Annotated in this window: 10 protein-coding genes, 21 tRNA genes and 2 rRNA genes; 32 read left to right on the top strand and 1 reads right to left on the bottom strand. The window is 38.8% G+C overall.

The window, feature by feature from the left end; all coding sequences use genetic code 11:
• The 29 genes from M3175_RS00005 to M3175_RS00145 form a co-directional block, all read left to right on the top strand.
• A 23S ribosomal RNA gene (locus M3175_RS00005) occupies positions 1-177 on the top strand; the annotation flags it as partial.
• Between the two features lie 120 nt (positions 178-297).
• Positions 298-413: ribosomal RNA gene (rrf, locus tag M3175_RS00010) — 5S ribosomal RNA — on the top strand.
• A gap of 6 nt (positions 414-419) precedes the next feature.
• Positions 420-495 (top strand) — tRNA-Val (locus tag M3175_RS00015).
• A 74-nt stretch (positions 496-569) separates the two neighbouring features.
• Positions 570-645: transfer RNA gene (locus M3175_RS00020), tRNA-Thr, on the top strand.
• 7 nt (positions 646-652) lie between these two features.
• Positions 653-728, top strand: a tRNA-Lys gene (locus tag M3175_RS00025).
• A 29-nt stretch (positions 729-757) separates the two neighbouring features.
• A tRNA-Leu gene (locus M3175_RS00030) sits at positions 758-842 on the top strand.
• A gap of 34 nt (positions 843-876) precedes the next feature.
• Positions 877-951 (top strand) — tRNA-Gly (locus M3175_RS00035).
• Positions 952-962: 11 nt separating this feature from the next.
• Positions 963-1051: transfer RNA gene (locus M3175_RS00040), tRNA-Leu, on the top strand.
• Positions 1052-1141: 90 nt separating this feature from the next.
• Positions 1142-1218 (top strand) — tRNA-Arg (locus M3175_RS00045).
• A 13-nt stretch (positions 1219-1231) separates the two neighbouring features.
• A tRNA-Pro gene (locus M3175_RS00050) sits at positions 1232-1308 on the top strand.
• A 21-nt stretch (positions 1309-1329) separates the two neighbouring features.
• A tRNA-Ala gene (locus M3175_RS00055) sits at positions 1330-1405 on the top strand.
• Between the two features lie 84 nt (positions 1406-1489).
• Positions 1490-1566 (top strand) — tRNA-Met (locus tag M3175_RS00060).
• 29 nt (positions 1567-1595) lie between these two features.
• Positions 1596-1672, top strand: a tRNA-Ile gene (locus M3175_RS00065).
• A gap of 12 nt (positions 1673-1684) precedes the next feature.
• A tRNA-Ser gene (locus tag M3175_RS00070) sits at positions 1685-1777 on the top strand.
• Positions 1778-1797: 20 nt separating this feature from the next.
• Positions 1798-1871, top strand: a tRNA-Met gene (locus tag M3175_RS00075).
• A 42-nt stretch (positions 1872-1913) separates the two neighbouring features.
• A tRNA-Asp gene (locus M3175_RS00080) sits at positions 1914-1989 on the top strand.
• A gap of 87 nt (positions 1990-2076) precedes the next feature.
• A tRNA-Phe gene (locus tag M3175_RS00085) sits at positions 2077-2152 on the top strand.
• Positions 2153-2173: 21 nt separating this feature from the next.
• Positions 2174-2249, top strand: a tRNA-His gene (locus M3175_RS00090).
• 10 nt (positions 2250-2259) lie between these two features.
• Positions 2260-2333, top strand: a tRNA-Gly gene (locus tag M3175_RS00095).
• A gap of 5 nt (positions 2334-2338) precedes the next feature.
• Positions 2339-2415, top strand: a tRNA-Ile gene (locus M3175_RS00100).
• Between the two features lie 34 nt (positions 2416-2449).
• A tRNA-Asn gene (locus tag M3175_RS00105) sits at positions 2450-2525 on the top strand.
• 3 nt (positions 2526-2528) lie between these two features.
• Positions 2529-2619 (top strand) — tRNA-Ser (locus tag M3175_RS00110).
• A 4-nt stretch (positions 2620-2623) separates the two neighbouring features.
• Positions 2624-2695, top strand: a tRNA-Glu gene (locus M3175_RS00115).
• 369 nt (positions 2696-3064) lie between these two features.
• On the top strand, positions 3065-3496 hold the full coding sequence (locus M3175_RS00120) for an MFS transporter (protein ID WP_251513266.1): 432 nt from the start codon (positions 3065-3067) through the stop codon (positions 3494-3496).
• Between the two features lie 513 nt (positions 3497-4009).
• Positions 4010-5947: a 1,4-alpha-glucan branching protein GlgB gene (gene glgB, locus M3175_RS00125; protein ID WP_251513269.1), complete on the top strand. Its 1938-nt coding sequence runs from the start codon at positions 4010-4012 to the stop codon at positions 5945-5947.
• Entirely contained in the window at positions 5895-7037 is a 1143-nt protein-coding gene (locus M3175_RS00130; RefSeq protein WP_251513272.1) for a glucose-1-phosphate adenylyltransferase, read from the top strand. The genes glgB and M3175_RS00130 overlap by 53 nt, the downstream gene beginning before the upstream one ends.
• A 43-nt stretch (positions 7038-7080) precedes the next feature.
• Entirely contained in the window at positions 7081-8100 is a 1020-nt protein-coding gene (locus M3175_RS00135; RefSeq protein ID WP_251513274.1) for a GlgC family sugar phosphate nucleotidyltransferase, read from the top strand.
• The gene (gene glgA, locus M3175_RS00140) at positions 8097-9548 is read left to right on the top strand and encodes a glycogen synthase GlgA (protein WP_251513277.1); all 1452 of its coding nucleotides are present in this window, start codon (positions 8097-8099) and stop codon (positions 9546-9548) included. Before M3175_RS00135 ends, glgA begins: the two co-directional genes overlap by 4 nt.
• On the top strand, positions 9538-11946 hold the full coding sequence (locus M3175_RS00145; RefSeq protein ID WP_251513280.1) for a glycogen/starch/alpha-glucan phosphorylase: 2409 nt from the start codon (positions 9538-9540) through the stop codon (positions 11944-11946). The genes glgA and M3175_RS00145 overlap by 11 nt, the downstream gene beginning before the upstream one ends.
• Before the next feature lie 41 nt (positions 11947-11987).
• On the opposite strand, the gene M3175_RS00150 is transcribed toward M3175_RS00145, so the two are convergent.
• Positions 11988-12926: a 1,4-dihydroxy-2-naphthoate polyprenyltransferase gene (locus tag M3175_RS00150; RefSeq protein ID WP_251513283.1), complete on the bottom strand. Its 939-nt coding sequence runs from the start codon at positions 12924-12926 to the stop codon at positions 11988-11990.
• A gap of 320 nt (positions 12927-13246) precedes the next feature.
• On the opposite strand from M3175_RS00150, the gene M3175_RS00155 reads away from it, so the two are divergent.
• Genes M3175_RS00155 through menH form a run of 3 tightly spaced genes read left to right on the top strand, consistent with a single transcriptional unit; the run spans position 13247 to position 17219 of the window.
• On the top strand, positions 13247-14650 hold the full coding sequence (locus M3175_RS00155; protein WP_251513285.1) for an isochorismate synthase: 1404 nt from the start codon (positions 13247-13249) through the stop codon (positions 14648-14650).
• Positions 14650-16401 (top strand): 2-succinyl-5-enolpyruvyl-6-hydroxy-3-cyclohexene-1-carboxylic-acid synthase, encoded by a 1752-nt coding sequence (menD, locus tag M3175_RS00160; protein WP_251513288.1) that lies wholly within the window; start codon positions 14650-14652, stop codon positions 16399-16401. The genes M3175_RS00155 and menD overlap by 1 nt, the downstream gene beginning before the upstream one ends.
• On the top strand, positions 16401-17219 hold the full coding sequence (gene menH / locus M3175_RS00165; protein WP_251513291.1) for a 2-succinyl-6-hydroxy-2,4-cyclohexadiene-1-carboxylate synthase: 819 nt from the start codon (positions 16401-16403) through the stop codon (positions 17217-17219). Before menD ends, menH begins: the two co-directional genes overlap by 1 nt.
• Positions 17220-17230 lie beyond the last annotated feature (11 nt).

The following is a 17230-nucleotide window of genomic DNA, read 5'->3' on the forward strand; positions in this document are numbered from 1 at the left end:
CTATGTGCGGAAGGGATAAGTGCTGAAAGCATCTAAGCATGAAGCCCCCCTCAAGATGAGATTTCCCATAGCGCAAGCTAGTAAGATCCCTGAAAGATGATCAGGTTGATAGGTCAGAGGTGGAAGCGCGGTGACGTGTGGAGCTGACTGATACTAATCGATCGAGGACTTAACCAAATTACGATGAAACGTATTTCTTCTTCTTCAAAAAATATTATCTAGTTTTGAGAGAATGGTAAAAATTTCTCTTGAAAAAATGCGAAAAACTATTATAATAAAATAGTGTCGCATAAATAGTCTGGTGGCGATAGCGAAAAGGTCACACCCGTTCCCATACCGAACACGGAAGTTAAGCTTTTCAGCGCCGATGGTAGTTGAGGGTTTCCCTCTGTGAGAGTAGGACGTCGCCAGGCGGTAATGGAGGATTAGCTCAGCTGGGAGAGCACCTGCCTTACAAGCAGGGGGTCGGCGGTTCGATCCCGTCATCCTCCACCAAAGTTTTTTTACGAAGTGAAAATAATTATCCATTAAAAGTTCTTCTTTTGTAAACTAAAGATATTTATTTTTTTGCCGGCGTAGCTCAATTGGTAGAGCAACTGACTTGTAATCAGTAGGTTGGGGGTTCAAGTCCTCTCACCGGCACCATTTGTACGAGCCATTAGCTCAGTCGGTAGAGCATCTGACTTTTAATCAGAGGGTCGAAGGTTCGAGTCCTTCATGGCTCACCATTTTTCATAAGTAAAATGGTTTTAATTATGCGGGTGTGGCGGAATTGGCAGACGCACTAGACTTAGGATCTAGCGCCGCAAGGCGTGGGGGTTCGACTCCCTTCACCCGCACCAAAGCTTTTTGCACTAGCAAAACAAGTTATCATATGCGGAAGTAGTTCAGTGGTAGAATACAACCTTGCCAAGGTTGGGGTCGCGGGTTCGAATCCCGTCTTCCGCTCCAGAACTTTTTTTGCCGGGGTGGCGGAACTGGCAGACGCACAGGACTTAAAATCCTGCGGTAGGTGACTACCGTACCGGTTCGATTCCGGTCCTCGGCACCAAGGATTTTTACGAAGTAAAATATCCAAAGCTTTTTGCGCAAGCAAAATAGCTGTCCTTAACACTCTAATATAAGTAACATTAAAAAATATGCGCCCGTAGCTCAATTGGATAGAGCGTCTGACTACGGATCAGAAGGTTATGGGTTCGACTCCTTTCGGGCGCGCCATATTAGATTTAATCGGGGAGTAGCTCAGCTTGGTAGAGCACTTGGTTTGGGACCAAGGGGTCGCAGGTTCGAATCCTGTCTTCCCGACCATGATACTATTATTTATTTAATGGGGCCTTAGCTCAGCTGGGAGAGCGCCTGCCTTGCACGCAGGAGGTCAGCGGTTCGATCCCGCTAGGCTCCACCAAGATTTTTTCGCGGAACGTAGTGTAGTGAAAATAATCTTCATTAATTCATTGAGCATAGTAAAAATCTTTATTAATATAACTTTGGCGGTGTAGCTCAGCTGGCTAGAGCGTACGGTTCATACCCGTGAGGTCGGGGGTTCGATCCCCTCCGCCGCTACCAAAACTATTAATTTGTTTCATTATTTTGTTGGACCTTTAGCTCAGCTGGTTAGAGCAGACGGCTCATAACCGTCCGGTCGTAGGTTCGAGTCCTACAAGGTCCACCATTTGCAACATTTGGAGGTATACCCAAGTCCGGCTGAAGGGATCGGTCTTGAAAACCGACAGGCGGGTCAAACCGCGCGGGGGTTCGAATCCCTCTACCTCCTCCATTTTTTTAAAATAATATTGTCGCGGGGTGGAGCAGTCTGGTAGCTCGTCGGGCTCATAACCCGAAGGTCGCAGGTTCAAATCCTGTCCCCGCAATTAATGAAAGTTATTTTTCAAGTAACACTTGAAAAAAGCTCTGGTCCCGTGGTGTAGCGGTTAACATGCCTGCCTGTCACGCAGGAGATCGCCGGTTCGATCCCGGTCGGGACCGCCATTAAATGAATCAGTAGCTCAGTTGGTAGAGCACGATGAATAAGCTTCAAAGATAAAGCATTTTTATCTAGGGTATTATAATAAGTATGGCTCAGTAGCTCAGTCGGTAGAGCAAAGGACTGAAAATCCTTGTGTCGGCGGTTCGATTCCGTCCTGAGCCACCATTTATTTTCAATTTAATTATGGCGATTGTGGCGAAGTGGTTAACGCACCGGATTGTGGTTCCGGCATTCGTGGGTTCAATTCCCATCAGTCGCCCCATAAATTTTTCGCGGGTGTAGTTTAATGGTAAAACCTCAGCCTTCCAAGCTGATGTCGTGAGTTCGATTCTCATCACCCGCTCCAAATAAGGGCCTATAGCTCAGCTGGTTAGAGCGCACGCCTGATAAGCGTGAGGTCGATGGTTCGAGTCCATTTAGGCCCACCATATTTTATTACGATAATGAATAACTTACCAATATTCCACAGTAGCTCAGTTGGTAGAGCATTCGGCTGTTAACCGAACGGTCACAGGTTCGAGTCCTGTCTGTGGAGCCATATGGGGAAGTACTCAAGAGGCTGAAGAGGCGCCCCTGCTAAGGGTGTAGGTCGGGTAACCGGCGCGAGGGTTCAAATCCCTCCTTCTCCGCCATATTGGCCCCTTGGTCAAGCGGTTAAGACACCGCCCTTTCACGGCGGTAACACGGGTTCGAATCCCGTAGGGGTCATAAAAACATTGAACATTTGTTCAATGTTTTTTTCTTATTTGGCAAGTCCATGGTTAAAGAATATCTCTTTAAGTTTTCTTACCTACTCTAACTAAAATACGTGCAGCTAGAGGAATAAAGCAATCTAGTTATACGGAGGGAGAGATACCTGCATTGATTATGTTAATCATTAAACTTCATATTATCTCTTACATAGGAGATCGATTAAATACAGAACCAGCATTAATTTGATAAAAGCTCTCTTTTTCTCATACATTTTCTGATTGAATCCTAATTCATACAAAAGGAAATGGAGAGCTTTTTAATGACTTCACAAGTGAATAATAACGAATCTTTATCTTCCGATGCAAAAAAAATGGTGGTTTTAACATGTACCATTCTCGCTTTTGCAGTGATGAATGGAACCATGTTCAACGTGCAATTCCTGATATATCCGAATCATTTAATTTAACCCCTGCTCAAGTTAGTTGGGTAGTGACTAGTTTCACTACAATTTTTGCAATAGGAACATTGATTTATGAAAAAATAGCTGATTTTTATCCCATTCGAACTCTCTATACAATAGGAATAAGCTTATTTTCATTGGGAGCCTTCATTGGCTTTCTATCACCAAACTATGAGATATTAATTCTTGCAAGAATCCTCCAGGCAATGGGAGTTGCTTCTGTGCCTTCTTTATCTTTTATCGTACCTATGCGTTTTTTTAAAAACGATAGAGGAAAAATCTTCTGTTACCTAGCCTCTACCATTGCTTTCTATCCGATAACACCTCCAACAATAGGACCTATTCCTGCTCCATAGTGTTTGGATTGATTTTTTTAATTCCTATAATGCTAAGGGATCAACTTCATATAAACCTCCATTGTATCAGTGGAGGTTTATTAATTTTTACCTCTTCTATTAAATATCTTCAAATCATTTCAAACACTTCCAATTTTCGACAAATATATGAAAACCCTTTCATTTTTCATCATAAAAATGACCTCATCACAGAAAGAAATCCACTTGAATATATTATTCAAATTTCAATTATTACACAATTCGAAATACATATTTTATTCATTATCACCAAATAATTAGCATATATCTCTATATCTGCATCATAAAATTTATTATCTATTAAAAAATAATTTCTATCATTTTTTGCAGTTTGCTGCGTTAAAGGGATGAATGCTGTCGAAATCATTGGTCTTATAGAAAATTTTGTCGAAATGGACAGTTAATTGTCAGAAAAATTAAAGAGGGATTTGAAAGAGTGGCGAGAATTATACAGTAAAAGTAATGTACAAAACTAATGAATAGGTAGGGAGTAGAATGATTTTGGATTTGATTCATCCAACTGAATACCAGCTGCACTTGTTTCATGAGGGGAATTTCTTTGAATGTTATCGTCTGTTTGGAGCTCATGTTCTTACCATTGACGAAAAGAAATGCACAAGATTTTGTGTGTGGGCACCAAACGCAAAGCAAGTATCTTTAGTTAGTAATGTAAACAATTGGAATGGAAGTGGTTATGAATTTAAGAAGGTGAATGATGAAGGTGTATGGATGCTCATTGTTGAACAGGATTTAACGGGCTGCCTTTATAAATATGAAATTCATACATCCACTGGAGAAGTATTATTGAAATCTGATCCATATGCTTTTTTCTCTGAAGAGCGGCCAAAAACAGCTTCCATATGTTACTCCTTAGATGGATACCAATGGAACGACCATAAATGGCTTCAGAAAAAAGAAAAAAACAAGGTATATTCAAGTCCTACTGTTATTTATGAGATGCATGTTGGATCATGGAAAAAGAAAGAGGACGGTAGCTTTTTCACGTATCGTGAATTAGCAGACGAGGTTATTCCTTATGTACTTGAACATGGATTTACTCATATTGAGCTATTGCCACTAGTGGAGCATCCTCTAGATATTTCTTGGGGCTATCAAGGAACAGGATATTTTTCCGTTACTAGTCGTTATGGAACGCCTCACGATCTAATGTATTTTATTGACCAATGTCATCAAAATCACATTGGTGTAATTATGGATTGGGTTCCAGGTCATTTCTGTAAAGATGCACATGGTTTACACAGATTTGATGGATCATGGGTTTATGAATATGAAACAGAAGTGGATCGTGAAAATTTTACTTGGGGGACTGCTAATTTTAACTTATGTAAAACTGAGGTACAGAGTTTCTTAATTTCTAATGCATTGTTTTGGATGGAATACTTTCATGTGGACGGATTTCGCGTAGATGCGGTTTCAAATATCATTTATTGGCCTAATTCAGATGGTCAACGAGTAAATGAATTTGGTCTTGCATTTTTAAAGAAGTTAAATCAAATTGTTTATCAATATGATTCACACCTTTTGATGATTGCCGAGGACTCTACTGATTGGCCACAGGTAACTTCCCCAACTCACTACGGTGGATTAGGTTTTAACTACAAATGGAATATGGGCTGGATGAACGATATTCTTTCCTATATGGAAAAAAGTTCAAATGAACGCTCACAATTTCACGATAAAGTCAGCTTCTCCCTTCTGTATGCATTTTCGGAGAATTATGTCCTTCCATTTTCACATGACGAAGTTGTTCATGGAAAGAAATCATTACTTGATAAAATGCCAGGAGATTATTGGCAGAAATTTGCTCAACTAAGGCTTTTATTAGCATATATGTTTGGACACCCAGGAAAAAAACTCCTATTTATGGGATTTGAACTAGGTCAGTTCTCTGAATGGAAGGATGAAGAAGAACTCGATTGGCATTTATTAGATTATGAAATGCATGGAAAAATGAATCAGTTCGTAAAAGAGTTGATTAAGGTATATAAGCGCAATAAACCTTTATATGAACTTGACCATTTACATGAAGGATTTGAATGGATTGATGTAAATAACCGTGATCAATCGATTTTCTCTTATGTTAGAAAAGGGGAAGAAGGAGAACCATTGGTCATCGTGTGTAATTTTACAGAAAAGACATATGAAGATTATAAAGTCGGTGTCCCAAAAGAGGGAACGTATCGCGAAATATTAAATACTGATGCGGAGGACTTCGGAGGATCCGGTGTAATAAATAAAAAGTCATTAGAAACAATTGATGAAAGTTTTCATGGAAGAGAGCATCACATCATGATGAGGATACCTCCATTTGGGGTTTCTATATTGCGTCCAGTTAAACATCGAAAGGAGAGAAAAGGAAATGGCAAAGAAGAAGTGCGTAGCTATGCTGTTAGCAGGAGGGCAAGGAAGTAGGTTACATTCCTTAACTTCAAATTTAGCAAAACCAGCTGTACCGTTTGGAGGGAAGTACCGAATCATTGACTTTACTTTGAGCAATTGTACGAATTCTGGAATTGATACGGTGGGTGTCCTAACTCAGTATCAACCACTAGTATTAAACTCGTACATTGGAATCGGAAGTGCATGGGACTTGGATCGAAAAAATGGTGGAGTGACTGTTCTCCCACCTTATAGTGAGTCCAAAGAGATGAAATGGTATACAGGTACTGCTTGTGCCATCTATCAAAATTTAAACTACTTAATTCAATATGATCCGGAATACGTACTCATTTTGTCCGGGGACCATATATACAAAATGAACTATGAGTTAATGCTAGATTTCCATATTAAAAGAGATGCTGATGCTACCATTTCGGTCATTGAAGTGCCTTGGGATGAAGCGAGTCGATTTGGTATCTTAAATACTGATAGCGATATGAAGGTTGTTGAATTTGATGAAAAACCTGCTAATCCGAAAAACAATCTAGCCTCTATGGGGATTTACATTTTTAAATGGTCTGTTCTGAAAGAATACTTAATAAAGGATGCTGCACTTCCCGATTCAAGTCATGATTTCGGAAAGGATATTCTTCCGACGTTACTATCAGACCAGAAGAAACTATTTGCTTATCCATTTAGTGGTTATTGGAAGGATGTTGGGACTGTTCGTAGTCTCTGGGAAGCAAATATGGATCTATTAGATGATACATGTGGATTGGATTTATTTGATTATACTTGGAGAATTTATTCAGTTAATCCAAATCAACCACCACAGTTTATATCAGACGATGCACTCGTCGTTGATTCCCTGATCAACGAGGGTTGTGTAATTGAAGGAGAGGTTGAGAAGTCGGTTCTTTTTCAAGGAGTAAAGGTTGAAAAAGGTGCTCTTATTAAAGAATCAGTGATCATGCCTGATGCAGTAATTGGAAAAAATGTGTTTATTGAAAAGGCGATTGTCCCTTCAGAAATGGTTATACCTGATGGAACGATTATTCGTGCGTTGCCAGATGCGGATGATGAAATTGTGTTAGTAACAGAGGATATGCTTCAATCCCTTTAAAATACAGAATAGAGAACAATAAATGAGGAGATGAGGGGTAAGGATGGATAGAAAGCTGCTTGGAGTAATTGATGCAACAACATATCAAAAAGGATTAGAGGATCTAATCCAACATCGTTCATTAGCTGCAGTACCATTTGGAGGACGATATCGATTAATAGATTTTATCCTATCAAACATGGTTAATTCTGGAATAAAGAGTGTAGCAATTTTTCCGAAAAACCAATACCGTTCCTTAATGGATCATTTGGGGTCTGGGAAGGATTGGGACTTAAATCGTAAGCGCGATGGGCTCTTCTTTTTTCCTGCTCCTGCAGAAGAAAAAGAAATAACATCATTTAATCATTTTGCTGCAAATAAAGATTTCTTTGATCGTAGTAACCAACAGTACGCCCTCATCTCAAATTGCTTTACTGTTTGTAATATGGATTTTGAACCAATCCTTGATTGGCATATCAAGAGCGGCTGCGATATTACAGAAGTAAGAAAAGACGGACGGTCTCTTCATATGTTTTTAATGAAAAAATCTCTTTTAGTAGAACTTTTCGAAACAAGAGAGGAAACAGGATATACATGTATGAGAGATGTTGTGACAGATATTAATAGTCCTTATCGTCAATGTCATTATGAATTTAAAGGATACGCAGTGATGATTGACTCGATTACTACGTATTTTAATGAAAGTATGAAGCTATTAAAACCATCCATTTGGAAGGAACTATTTTTAAAGAATCAGCCAGTATATACAAAAGTAAAGGATGAGCCTCCTACTAGGTATTTTACAGGAGCTTCAGTGAAAAACTCAGTAATTGCCAATGGGTGCTTAATTGAAGGAACAGTTGAAAATAGTATTATTTCTCGTGCTGTAAAAATCGGCAAGGGATCTGTTATAAAAAACAGCATCATCATGCAAAAATGTCAAATTGGTGAAAATTGCGTATTAGACTCCGTTGTTTTAGATAAAGATGTTAAGGTAAATAATGGAACGATGATGTATGGAACAAAGGAATTACCATATGTGGTTCGTAAAGGAACAGTACAAGGGGCGTTGATGAATTCGTGAAAGTTTTATTCGCAGTTTCGGAATGTGTACCTTTCGTTAAATCCGGAGGGTTAGCAGATGTAGCAGGATCTCTACCAAAAGAGTTGAAAAGACTTGGTACAGATGTAAGAGTAATGATGCCGAAATACGGTACCATTTCTCAAGCAATACGTGAAAAGATGACAAAAAAACATGAGTTAATTGTGAGTGTTGGTTGGAGAGAACAATATTGCGGTATTGAAGAGTATATACATGAGGGTATTACTTATTATTTTATAGATAATGAATACTATTTTAAGAGAGATTCTCTGTACGGTTATTTTGATGATGGTGAACGATTTGCTTTCTTTAACCGAGCCGTACTTGAAGCGATACGGATGTTAGATTACTATCCAGATGTCATTCATTGCCATGATTGGCATACTGGGATGATTCCTTTCTTGCTAAAAACAGAATATCAAAAGAAAAATGGTTATGGTTTTATGCGAACGGTATTTACCATTCATAATCTTGGGTTCCAAGGTATTATGCCTAAGGAAGCTTTAAAGGATTTATTTGATTTAGATGATTCATATTTTAATACCGACCAGCTTGAGTTTTATGGAAATATAAATTTCATGAAAGCAGCACTTATTGCATCTGATCGAATTACTACGGTAAGCCCAACATATATGGACGAAATCCAAACGGAGTACTATGGAGAAAAGCTGGATGGATTGTTAAGAAGTCGTATAAGCGATCTAGAAGGAATCCTAAATGGAATCGATGATGAATTTTATAATCCAGAGAAGGATTCATTTCTCGTAAAAACATACGATGCAAATCATCGAAATCATAAGCTTGTAAATAAAAAGGCCATACAAGAACGATTTGGCTTGCCACAGGCTTCACAAATACCATTAATGGTGATGGTTACACGTTTAACAAAACAAAAAGGATTAGACCTTGTTAAACATGTGTTTAATGAAATTATGGCTGAGCCAATTCAATTCCTCATTCTTGGAACGGGGGATGACGAGTTTGAAAATTTCTTTCGAGACATGGAGCGGGAGTATCCAGATCGATTTAAAGCATATATTGGTTTTGATGAAGGTCTAGCTCATCAAATTTATGCGGGTGCAGATCTTTTTCTCATGCCTTCAAAATTTGAACCATGTGGGTTAGGCCAAATGATTGCGATGAGATATGGCACACTCCCTATCGTTCGAGAAACAGGGGGTCTAAATGACACGGTATCAGCATATGATGAATTCTCAGGAGAAGGGAATGGTTTCTCCTTCAAGAATTTTAATGCGCATGATATGTTGTATACCATTAAACGTGCCATCCATTTTTACGAAAATGATAGGGTTTGGAATAATCTTGTTAAGCATACAATGAGCATTGATAACAGCTGGGCGCAGTCTGCGTTTAAGTACAATCAATTATATGCTCAACTTATATCCAGGAGTGAAACTCATGTTTTCTAATAAAGAAATGTTCACGGAAACGTTTTTACAACGTCTCGAAATGACTTGTGGAAAAAGCTTTCAAGAAAGTACGAATAGAGATCACTATCATACTTTAGGAATTATGATCCGTGAATATGTAAGCTCAAACTGGATCAAGACAAATGAAAGTTATCGGGCTGAGAAAGAAAAACAAATTTATTACTTATCTATTGAATTCCTACTTGGTAAGCTTTTAAGGCATAACCTCCTTAACCTAGGAATTGATCATGTAGTGGAAGAGGGACTTAAAGAGCTAGGAATTGATCTTAGCGATTTAGAGGAAATGGAAGCAGATGCAGCACTAGGTAATGGCGGCTTAGGACGTCTTGCTGCCTGCTTCATGGATTCTCTCGCTACTTTAGATCTTCCGGGTCACGGATGTGGTATTCGCTATAAGCATGGCTTATTTGAGCAGAAAATTGTAGATGGATATCAAGTAGAATTACCTGAGCAATGGCTTCGTCATGGTCATGTATGGGAAGTAAGGAAAGCTGATTTAGCAGTAGATGTTCCTTTTTGGGGAAGAGTTGAAGCGATCAATAATAATGGAAAGCTAGTATTTCGTCATATTGAAGCAGAAACCGTCATGGCCGTGCCATATGACCTTCCAGTAGTAGGTTATGAGACTGACACGGTCAACACGTTGCGTCTATGGAGTGCCGAAACGACGCCGTATCCAATGAATCGAGATATTATGAAATACAAGCGTGATACGGAGCTTATTTCAGAGTTTTTGTATCCAGATGATACGCATGATGAAGGAAAAATTCTACGATTAAAGCAGCAGTATTTCCTTGTATCTGCAAGTATTCGCTCGATTGTAAGATCTTATCGTAAACAACATGCTAGTTTAATAGATTTTCATAAATATGTGGGTCTTCATATAAATGATACGCATCCCGTGGTAGCCATCCCTGAATTGATGAGGGTACTTATTGATGAGGAAGGGATGAGCTGGGAAGAAGCTTGGCATATTACTACGAACACTATTTCATATACGAATCATACAACTTTAGCAGAGGCTTTAGAAAAATGGCCGGTTCGTATTTTTCAACCGTTGCTTCCAAGAATCTTTATGATTGTAAATGAAATAAACGAGAGATTTTGCCAAGATCTATGGAAGCAGTATCCAGGAGATTGGCGAAAAATTGAGGACATGGCAATCATTGCTCATGACCAAGTAAAGATGGCTCACTTGGCGATTGTCGGTTCATACAGTGTGAATGGAGTGGCAGCCATTCATACAGAAATTTTAAAACAAAGAGAGATGAACCAATTTTATCAAGTATTTCCTGAAAAGTTTAATAATAAAACAAATGGGATTACGCATAGACGTTGGCTGATCAAATCCAATCCACAACTGACCAATTTAATTAACGAGGGGATTGGAACGAAGTGGATCAATCACCCAGAGCATTTAAAAGAGCTTCAGTTCTTCCAGCAAGATTCTGCATTTTTAGAGCAGTTGTATGAAATCAAGCAGAATAATAAGAAATCACTTGCTGAAAAAATTAAAGCAAAGACAGGTATTGTCGTTGATCCTCAATCTATATTTGATGTTCAAGTAAAGAGATTGCATGCTTATAAACGGCAACTCTTAAATGTTCTTCATATTATGTATTTGTATAATCGCTTAAAAGAGGATTCAAGCTTTCAGATGCATCCAAGAACATTCTTGTTTGGAGCGAAAGCGTCACCAGGTTATTACTATGCAAAGAAGATTATTAAACTCATTAATACCATTGCAGAAAAAATAAATAATGATAAAACGGTATCTGATCGATTGAAAGTAGTGTTTCTTGAAAACTACCGTGTGTCATTAGCTGAAGAAATCTTTCCTGCATCAGATGTGAGTGAACAAATTTCGACTGCTAGTAAAGAAGCCTCGGGAACAGGTAATATGAAGTTTATGATGAATGGTGCAATAACATTAGGTACACTTGATGGAGCTAACATCGAAATCAAGGAACATGTCGGCGATGACAATATATTTATTTTTGGATTAACAGCGGAAGAAGTAATGAATTATTACCAGTATGGTGGCTATACGTCAGTTGACTATTATCATCATGATAAACGTATTCGCCAGGTGGTAGATCAGTTAACGAATGGATATTTTGGCGATCTTGATAATGAGTTTGAACCAATCCATGATTCGTTATTAATGGAAAATGACCAGTATTTTGTATTACGTGATTTTTCATCTTATATAGAAGCCCAAAGAGAAGTAGGGAATGCTTATGGTGATCAAAATAGGTGGTTAAAGATGAGTTTAGCAAATATAGCGAATTCAGGCTTTTTCTCTAGTGACCGAACCATACAGCAGTATGCGGATGATATTTGGAGTATCTCTCCTGTAAAAGGCAAAGTAAGGTAAATGAAAAAGAGGAGACCATTTAATATGGCCTCCTCTTTTGTTTAATTGTTTAAGAAATGTCCTAAAAATAGTCCAATTGATAACAAAAATCCAAATATCGTATTTGTTTGGGCTGTTGCTATCATAGCTGGCACCATTTGAACGGGCTTTGTTTTTCCGATAAATCCTTTGATCGCTTTTACTGCCTTAGGTGAGCTTAGGAGCACAATCGCTAACCAAGCAGAAGCATAGTCCAAACCAATAAGAGTAAACACCCAGGCATAAGAGACTACGAACATTCCTGCTAAAAGAACGATCGCTCTTTTTTGACCTAGTAATATTGCTAATGTTCTTCTTCCATTTTCCTTGTCACCATCATGGTCACGTATATTATTGGCAAGTAGAATCGCACCTACTGTTATGACAATTGGTACAGAAACTAATACACTAATCGTAGTAATAAAACCTGTTTGAATATAAAAGGCAATCAGTATGATAAGCATTCCCATAAAGAACCCTGCAAAGATTTCTCCAAAAGGGGTGTACGCGATCGGAATAGGTCCTCCCGTGTATAAATAACCAACTGTCATTGAAACTAGACCAATCGCAGCTAGCCACCAGCTAGAATTCATACAAATATAGACACCTAACAGCATAGAAATACCATAAAGGCTAAGAGCTATTTTCATGACGGTCGCTGGTTGAATTCCTTCCCGAACAATGGCTCCACCTATACCGACAGAGTGCTCGTTATCGAGACCACGTTTGAAATCATAATACTCATTAAACATATTTGTGGCTGCCTGTATAAGTAAGCAAGCGATAAGCATGGCGATAAATAAACCAAGGTCAATAGATGTTAATGGTAAGGCTAATGCGGTTCCTAATAATACTGGAACAAAGGCAGCTGTTAACGTATGTGGTCGTGTAAGTTGCCACCAGACTCTCCAATTTTTCCCTTTAAACGTAGGCGAAGGACCCGTTTGCATTTGTGGTTGCATCGTACCTCTCCCCATTTCTATATTTATTTGTCAAAACTATATAAGTTTAAAATAATTTATATCCAAATTCAAGTGTAGGAAAAACGAAGGATTGTGTCAATTAAATTTTCCTCCCTATTGGAGGAGACGATTTCCATATTTTCTACGATAATTTTTTGTGCAGGAAAGACATTTAAGGGCATAATATCTCAAAATAGATAGAAATAGCTTATAATAAGGAAAGATATAGGTTTTTCAAGGTTCCTTTTGTTGACATGGTCTTGGATTGAGGTGTATCTTAAAATAAGTTTATAACGTTATTTAACAGGAGTTGTACGAATTTGGTTACCATTCAGAATACGGAGCTTAAGGAAGGGATCATTGAAGCAATTGAGAGAGCACGGAAGCTTTCAATGCCCGTATTAGTTAGCGAAGTCCAAAGGATTCATCCGGTTCAGCCGCTGTCCGTGTTTGCAGCTGGAAGAGACCAATTTGTTGGCGAACGCTTTTTTTGGAAAGATCCCTCTGATGAAGTAGTTATGATTGGCATTGGAATATGTAAAGAAATACAATCGGATCAGGCTTCTGGCCGCTTTTTTCATGTGGAGAAACAATGGCAAGAGCTTATGAATAATAGCATCATGCTAATGGAAGAGAAACAGACAGCAACAGGACCAATGATGTTCGGAGGATTTTCCTTTGATCCATTAAAAAAGAAAACAGATCTTTGGGCACAGTTTCCACATTCTCTTTTCCACATACCCAAATACTTAGTAAGTGCAATAAAAGGAGAATACTATTTAACGACTAATCTTCTTTGTTCAGCGGAAGATAATGATACATTATTTGAGGAAGTTGAACAAGAAAGAAAAGCGCTATTCAGTGGAATGGAGAAAGAATCACTTCCACGTTTGTCTACCCTATCAGATGTAACTGAAGTCCACCCTGAAAATTGGAAGAAACGTGTGAGTGAGGTAGTAGAATTATTAAAGGCAGGTACCATGAAAAAGGTCGTGCTTGCTAGAGAACTAAGGCTTCATTTTGAGGAGCAAATCCCAGTAGAGCCCGTGATTATGAATCTTTTAGAGGAACAGAGAGACAGTTTTATTTTTGCCTTTGAATCGAAAGGTGACTGTTTTATTGGGGCATCACCAGAAAGATTAGTTAAGAAGGTGAAAAACACGGTGTACTCGACCTGTTTGGCCGGTTCTATTGCCAGAGGGAAGACTTTAAAAGAAGATGAGCAGCTAGGTAATGAGCTTCTATGCGATGAAAAAAATTTAATTGAACATCAATTTGTTGTTGATATGATCAAAGAGGCAATGGAAAAGGTATGCCACGAAGTACGAATTCCGACTCACCCACAGTTGTTGAAAAATAAGCATATCCAGCACTTATACACACCAGTAGTTGGAACCGCAGATGAGAAAAGTTCGTTACTTCAGCTTGTGAACCTGCTTCACCCCACGCCTGCTTTAGGTGGGTTGCCAAGAAAAGAAGCAGTAGAGAGCATCCGGATCATGGAAGACTTAGATAGAGGAATGTATGCTGCACCGATCGGTTGGATTGATTTTGAAGGCAATGGAGAATTTGCGGTTGCGATACGTTCGGGCTTGGTACAAGGAAACGAGGCTTCTTTATTCGCCGGTTGTGGAATCGTAAAGGATTCAAACGTAGACAGTGAGTATCAGGAGACGAATATTAAGTTTCGTCCAATGCTTTCTGCCTTAAGGGGGAAAGAGTAATGAATCACCAACAAGCATTAACAAAATACATTGCTTCATTTGTAGCAGAACTAATACATGCAGGAGTAAAGGATGTTGTTGTTAGCCCAGGGTCAAGATCTACTCCTATTGCAATGATTATGGCTGAACATCCTGATCTTCGTCTTCATATTCATGTAGATGAAAGATCAGCAGCCTTTTTTGCGTTGGGAATGGCCAAGGCTTCCCGAAATCCAACCGTCTTGTTATGTACTTCTGGAACAGCAGCAGCGAACTATTTCCCTGCGATAGCTGAAGCAAATTTATCAAGGGTACCTCTTATGATTATCACAGCGGATCGACCACATGAACTTCGTGATGTTGGGGCACCACAAGCAATGGATCAAGTGAATTTATACGGAAAGCATGTAAAATGGTTTATCGAGATGTCTCATCCGGAAGGCTCCAAAGAGATGCTTCGGTATGCGCGCACCGTTGCTGGACGAGCTGTTGCAACCGCTTTATCTTCACCAGCTGGTCCCGTTCATTTGAATTTTCCACTTCGTGAACCTCTTGTTCCTGATATAACAAGTGAGAATATATTTGTCATGGCAGAAAGAGAAAATGGTTATGTTCACATTGAACAAGGTCATTTGTCACTGAATGAAAATCAATTAACATCCATTGCGAACGTGTTGAATGAACATACAAGAGGCTTAATTGTTTGTGGCGAAATCGATCATCCTGCCTTTGCTAGAGCCATCACTACGCTAGCTGCAAAGCTACAGTATCCAATTATTGCGGATCCTTTATCACAGCTGCGGAGCGGAAAACACGAGTTTGTACATATTATAGACAGCTATGATACATTTTTAAGAAATGAGGATGCCGTAAGTCACTTAGCACCAGATGTAATTATTCGCTTTGGTGCAATGCCTATCTCAAAAGCATTTTCATTATTTATGAAAAAGAATGAACAAGTCCCGCAATTTGTGGTGGATGGCGGGGAAGGCTGGAGAGACCCATCCTTATTAACGACAAACATGGTTTATTGTGATGAAGTAGAATTTTGTGAATCACTTCTCCCTCTTTTAAAAGATCACCAGGATACAATGTTTGTTGAAAAGTGGCAACAAATGAACGAGCTAACTAGAACATCGTTGTTCCGTGTAAAGGAAAACGAATCCCTCAGTGAGGGTCGTTTATTTTATGAATTAGTAGAATTACTGCCTGATGGAGCCACCTTATTTGTTGGAAATTCCATGCCAATACGAGATTTAGATTCCTTTTTCTATAATAATCAAAAGTCCATTCGAATCATGGCAAATCGCGGTGCAAACGGGATTGATGGAGTCATTTCATCCGCTCTAGGTGCTGCTACCGTCCATAAACCTATGTATTTAGTGCTTGGAGATTTGACTTTTTTCCATGATTTAAATGGACTCATTGCATCAAAGTTATATCATATTGATCTACGTGTCATTGTGATAAATAACAATGGTGGGGGGATTTTCAGCTTCCTTCCTCAAGCTAGTCATCCGAAGCATTTTGAACGACTATTTGGTACTCCATTAGACCTTGATTTTGAACCCGTTGTTACTATGTACGGTGGGACATTTAGCCGAGTTTCTTCTTGGGGAGAGCTTTCTTCCTCTTTTGAGCAAACTTTGGCGAAAGATGGATTATCGGTTATTGAAGTTCCGACAAAAAGAGACGAAAACCTACAAGAACATCGAAATCTGTGGGATTACGTTTCCCGGGAAATTAGTCGGAATTTGCGTGGCGAAATCTGATGAATATTGAAGTTAGTGGTATAGATTACCATGTCGAAGTTTCAGGAGTGGGTTTTCCAGTTGTTTTACTTCATGGATTTACCGGTAGCATCTCTACATGGTCGGAATGTGAAGAGGAGTTAATGAAAAACTCAAAAATCATTAAAATAGATCTTGTTGGACATGGAAGATCGTCATCCCCAGATTCAATTAAGCGTTATGAAATGAAGTCAGTGTTAGCAGATTTACGTTATATTTTACAATATTTAAATATAGATCAAGCAGATGTAGTTGGATACTCGATGGGAGGTCGAGTGGCACTTGCATTTGCGGTGATGAATCCAACGTTAGTACGTAAGCTTGTACTCGAAAGTGCTTCACCAGGACTCGTAACGGATGAAGATAGAAGAAGTCGAAGAGAACAGGATCAACAGTTAGCCAATAAAATGAAACAAAATGGGTTAGAGTGGTTCGTCGAATATTGGGGCAATATTCCGTTATTCGAGAGTCAAAAAAAATTACCATCACTTATTCGACAACGAATAAAAGAGCAAAGAAAGCAAAACTCTATTAAAGGATTGGCAAATAGCTTGATTGGAATGGGCACCGGCTCACAACCCAGCTATTGGGAAAACCTAAAGCAGTACGCAGGTGAAGTCTTATTGCTTACAGGATCCGTTGACAAAAAATTTGTCATCATTGCTGAAAAGATGTCAAAACGTCTAAAATACAGTCAGTGGGTAAATATTGATGGATGTGGACATGCAATACATGTGGAACAACCTGAAAAATTTGGTACAATAGTAAGTGGGTTTTTGTCGAATAAATCCGATTCTTAATTAAAGGAGGA

Origin of the sequence: Robertmurraya korlensis, from assembly GCF_023715225.1 — a bacterium.
Classification (GTDB): domain Bacteria; phylum Bacillota; class Bacilli; order Bacillales; family Cytobacillaceae; genus Robertmurraya_A.

Coding starts and splice junctions, on each gene's coding strand:
- M3175_RS00130 (WP_251513272.1), top strand. CDS start 5,895: ATGGCAAAGAAGAAGTGCGTAGCTATGCTGTTAGCAGGAGGGCAAGGA.
- M3175_RS00145 (WP_251513280.1), top strand. CDS start 9,538: ATGTTTTCTAATAAAGAAATGTTCACGGAAACGTTTTTACAACGTCTC.
- M3175_RS00150 (WP_251513283.1), bottom strand. CDS start 12,926: ATGCAACCACAAATGCAAACGGGTCCTTCGCCTACGTTTAAAGGGAAA.
- M3175_RS00120 (WP_251513266.1), top strand. CDS start 3,065: ATGTACCATTCTCGCTTTTGCAGTGATGAATGGAACCATGTTCAACGT.
- glgB (WP_251513269.1), top strand. CDS start 4,010: ATGATTTTGGATTTGATTCATCCAACTGAATACCAGCTGCACTTGTTT.
- M3175_RS00135 (WP_251513274.1), top strand. CDS start 7,081: ATGGATAGAAAGCTGCTTGGAGTAATTGATGCAACAACATATCAAAAA.
- menD (WP_251513288.1), top strand. CDS start 14,650: ATGAATCACCAACAAGCATTAACAAAATACATTGCTTCATTTGTAGCA.
- menH (WP_251513291.1), top strand. CDS start 16,401: ATGAATATTGAAGTTAGTGGTATAGATTACCATGTCGAAGTTTCAGGA.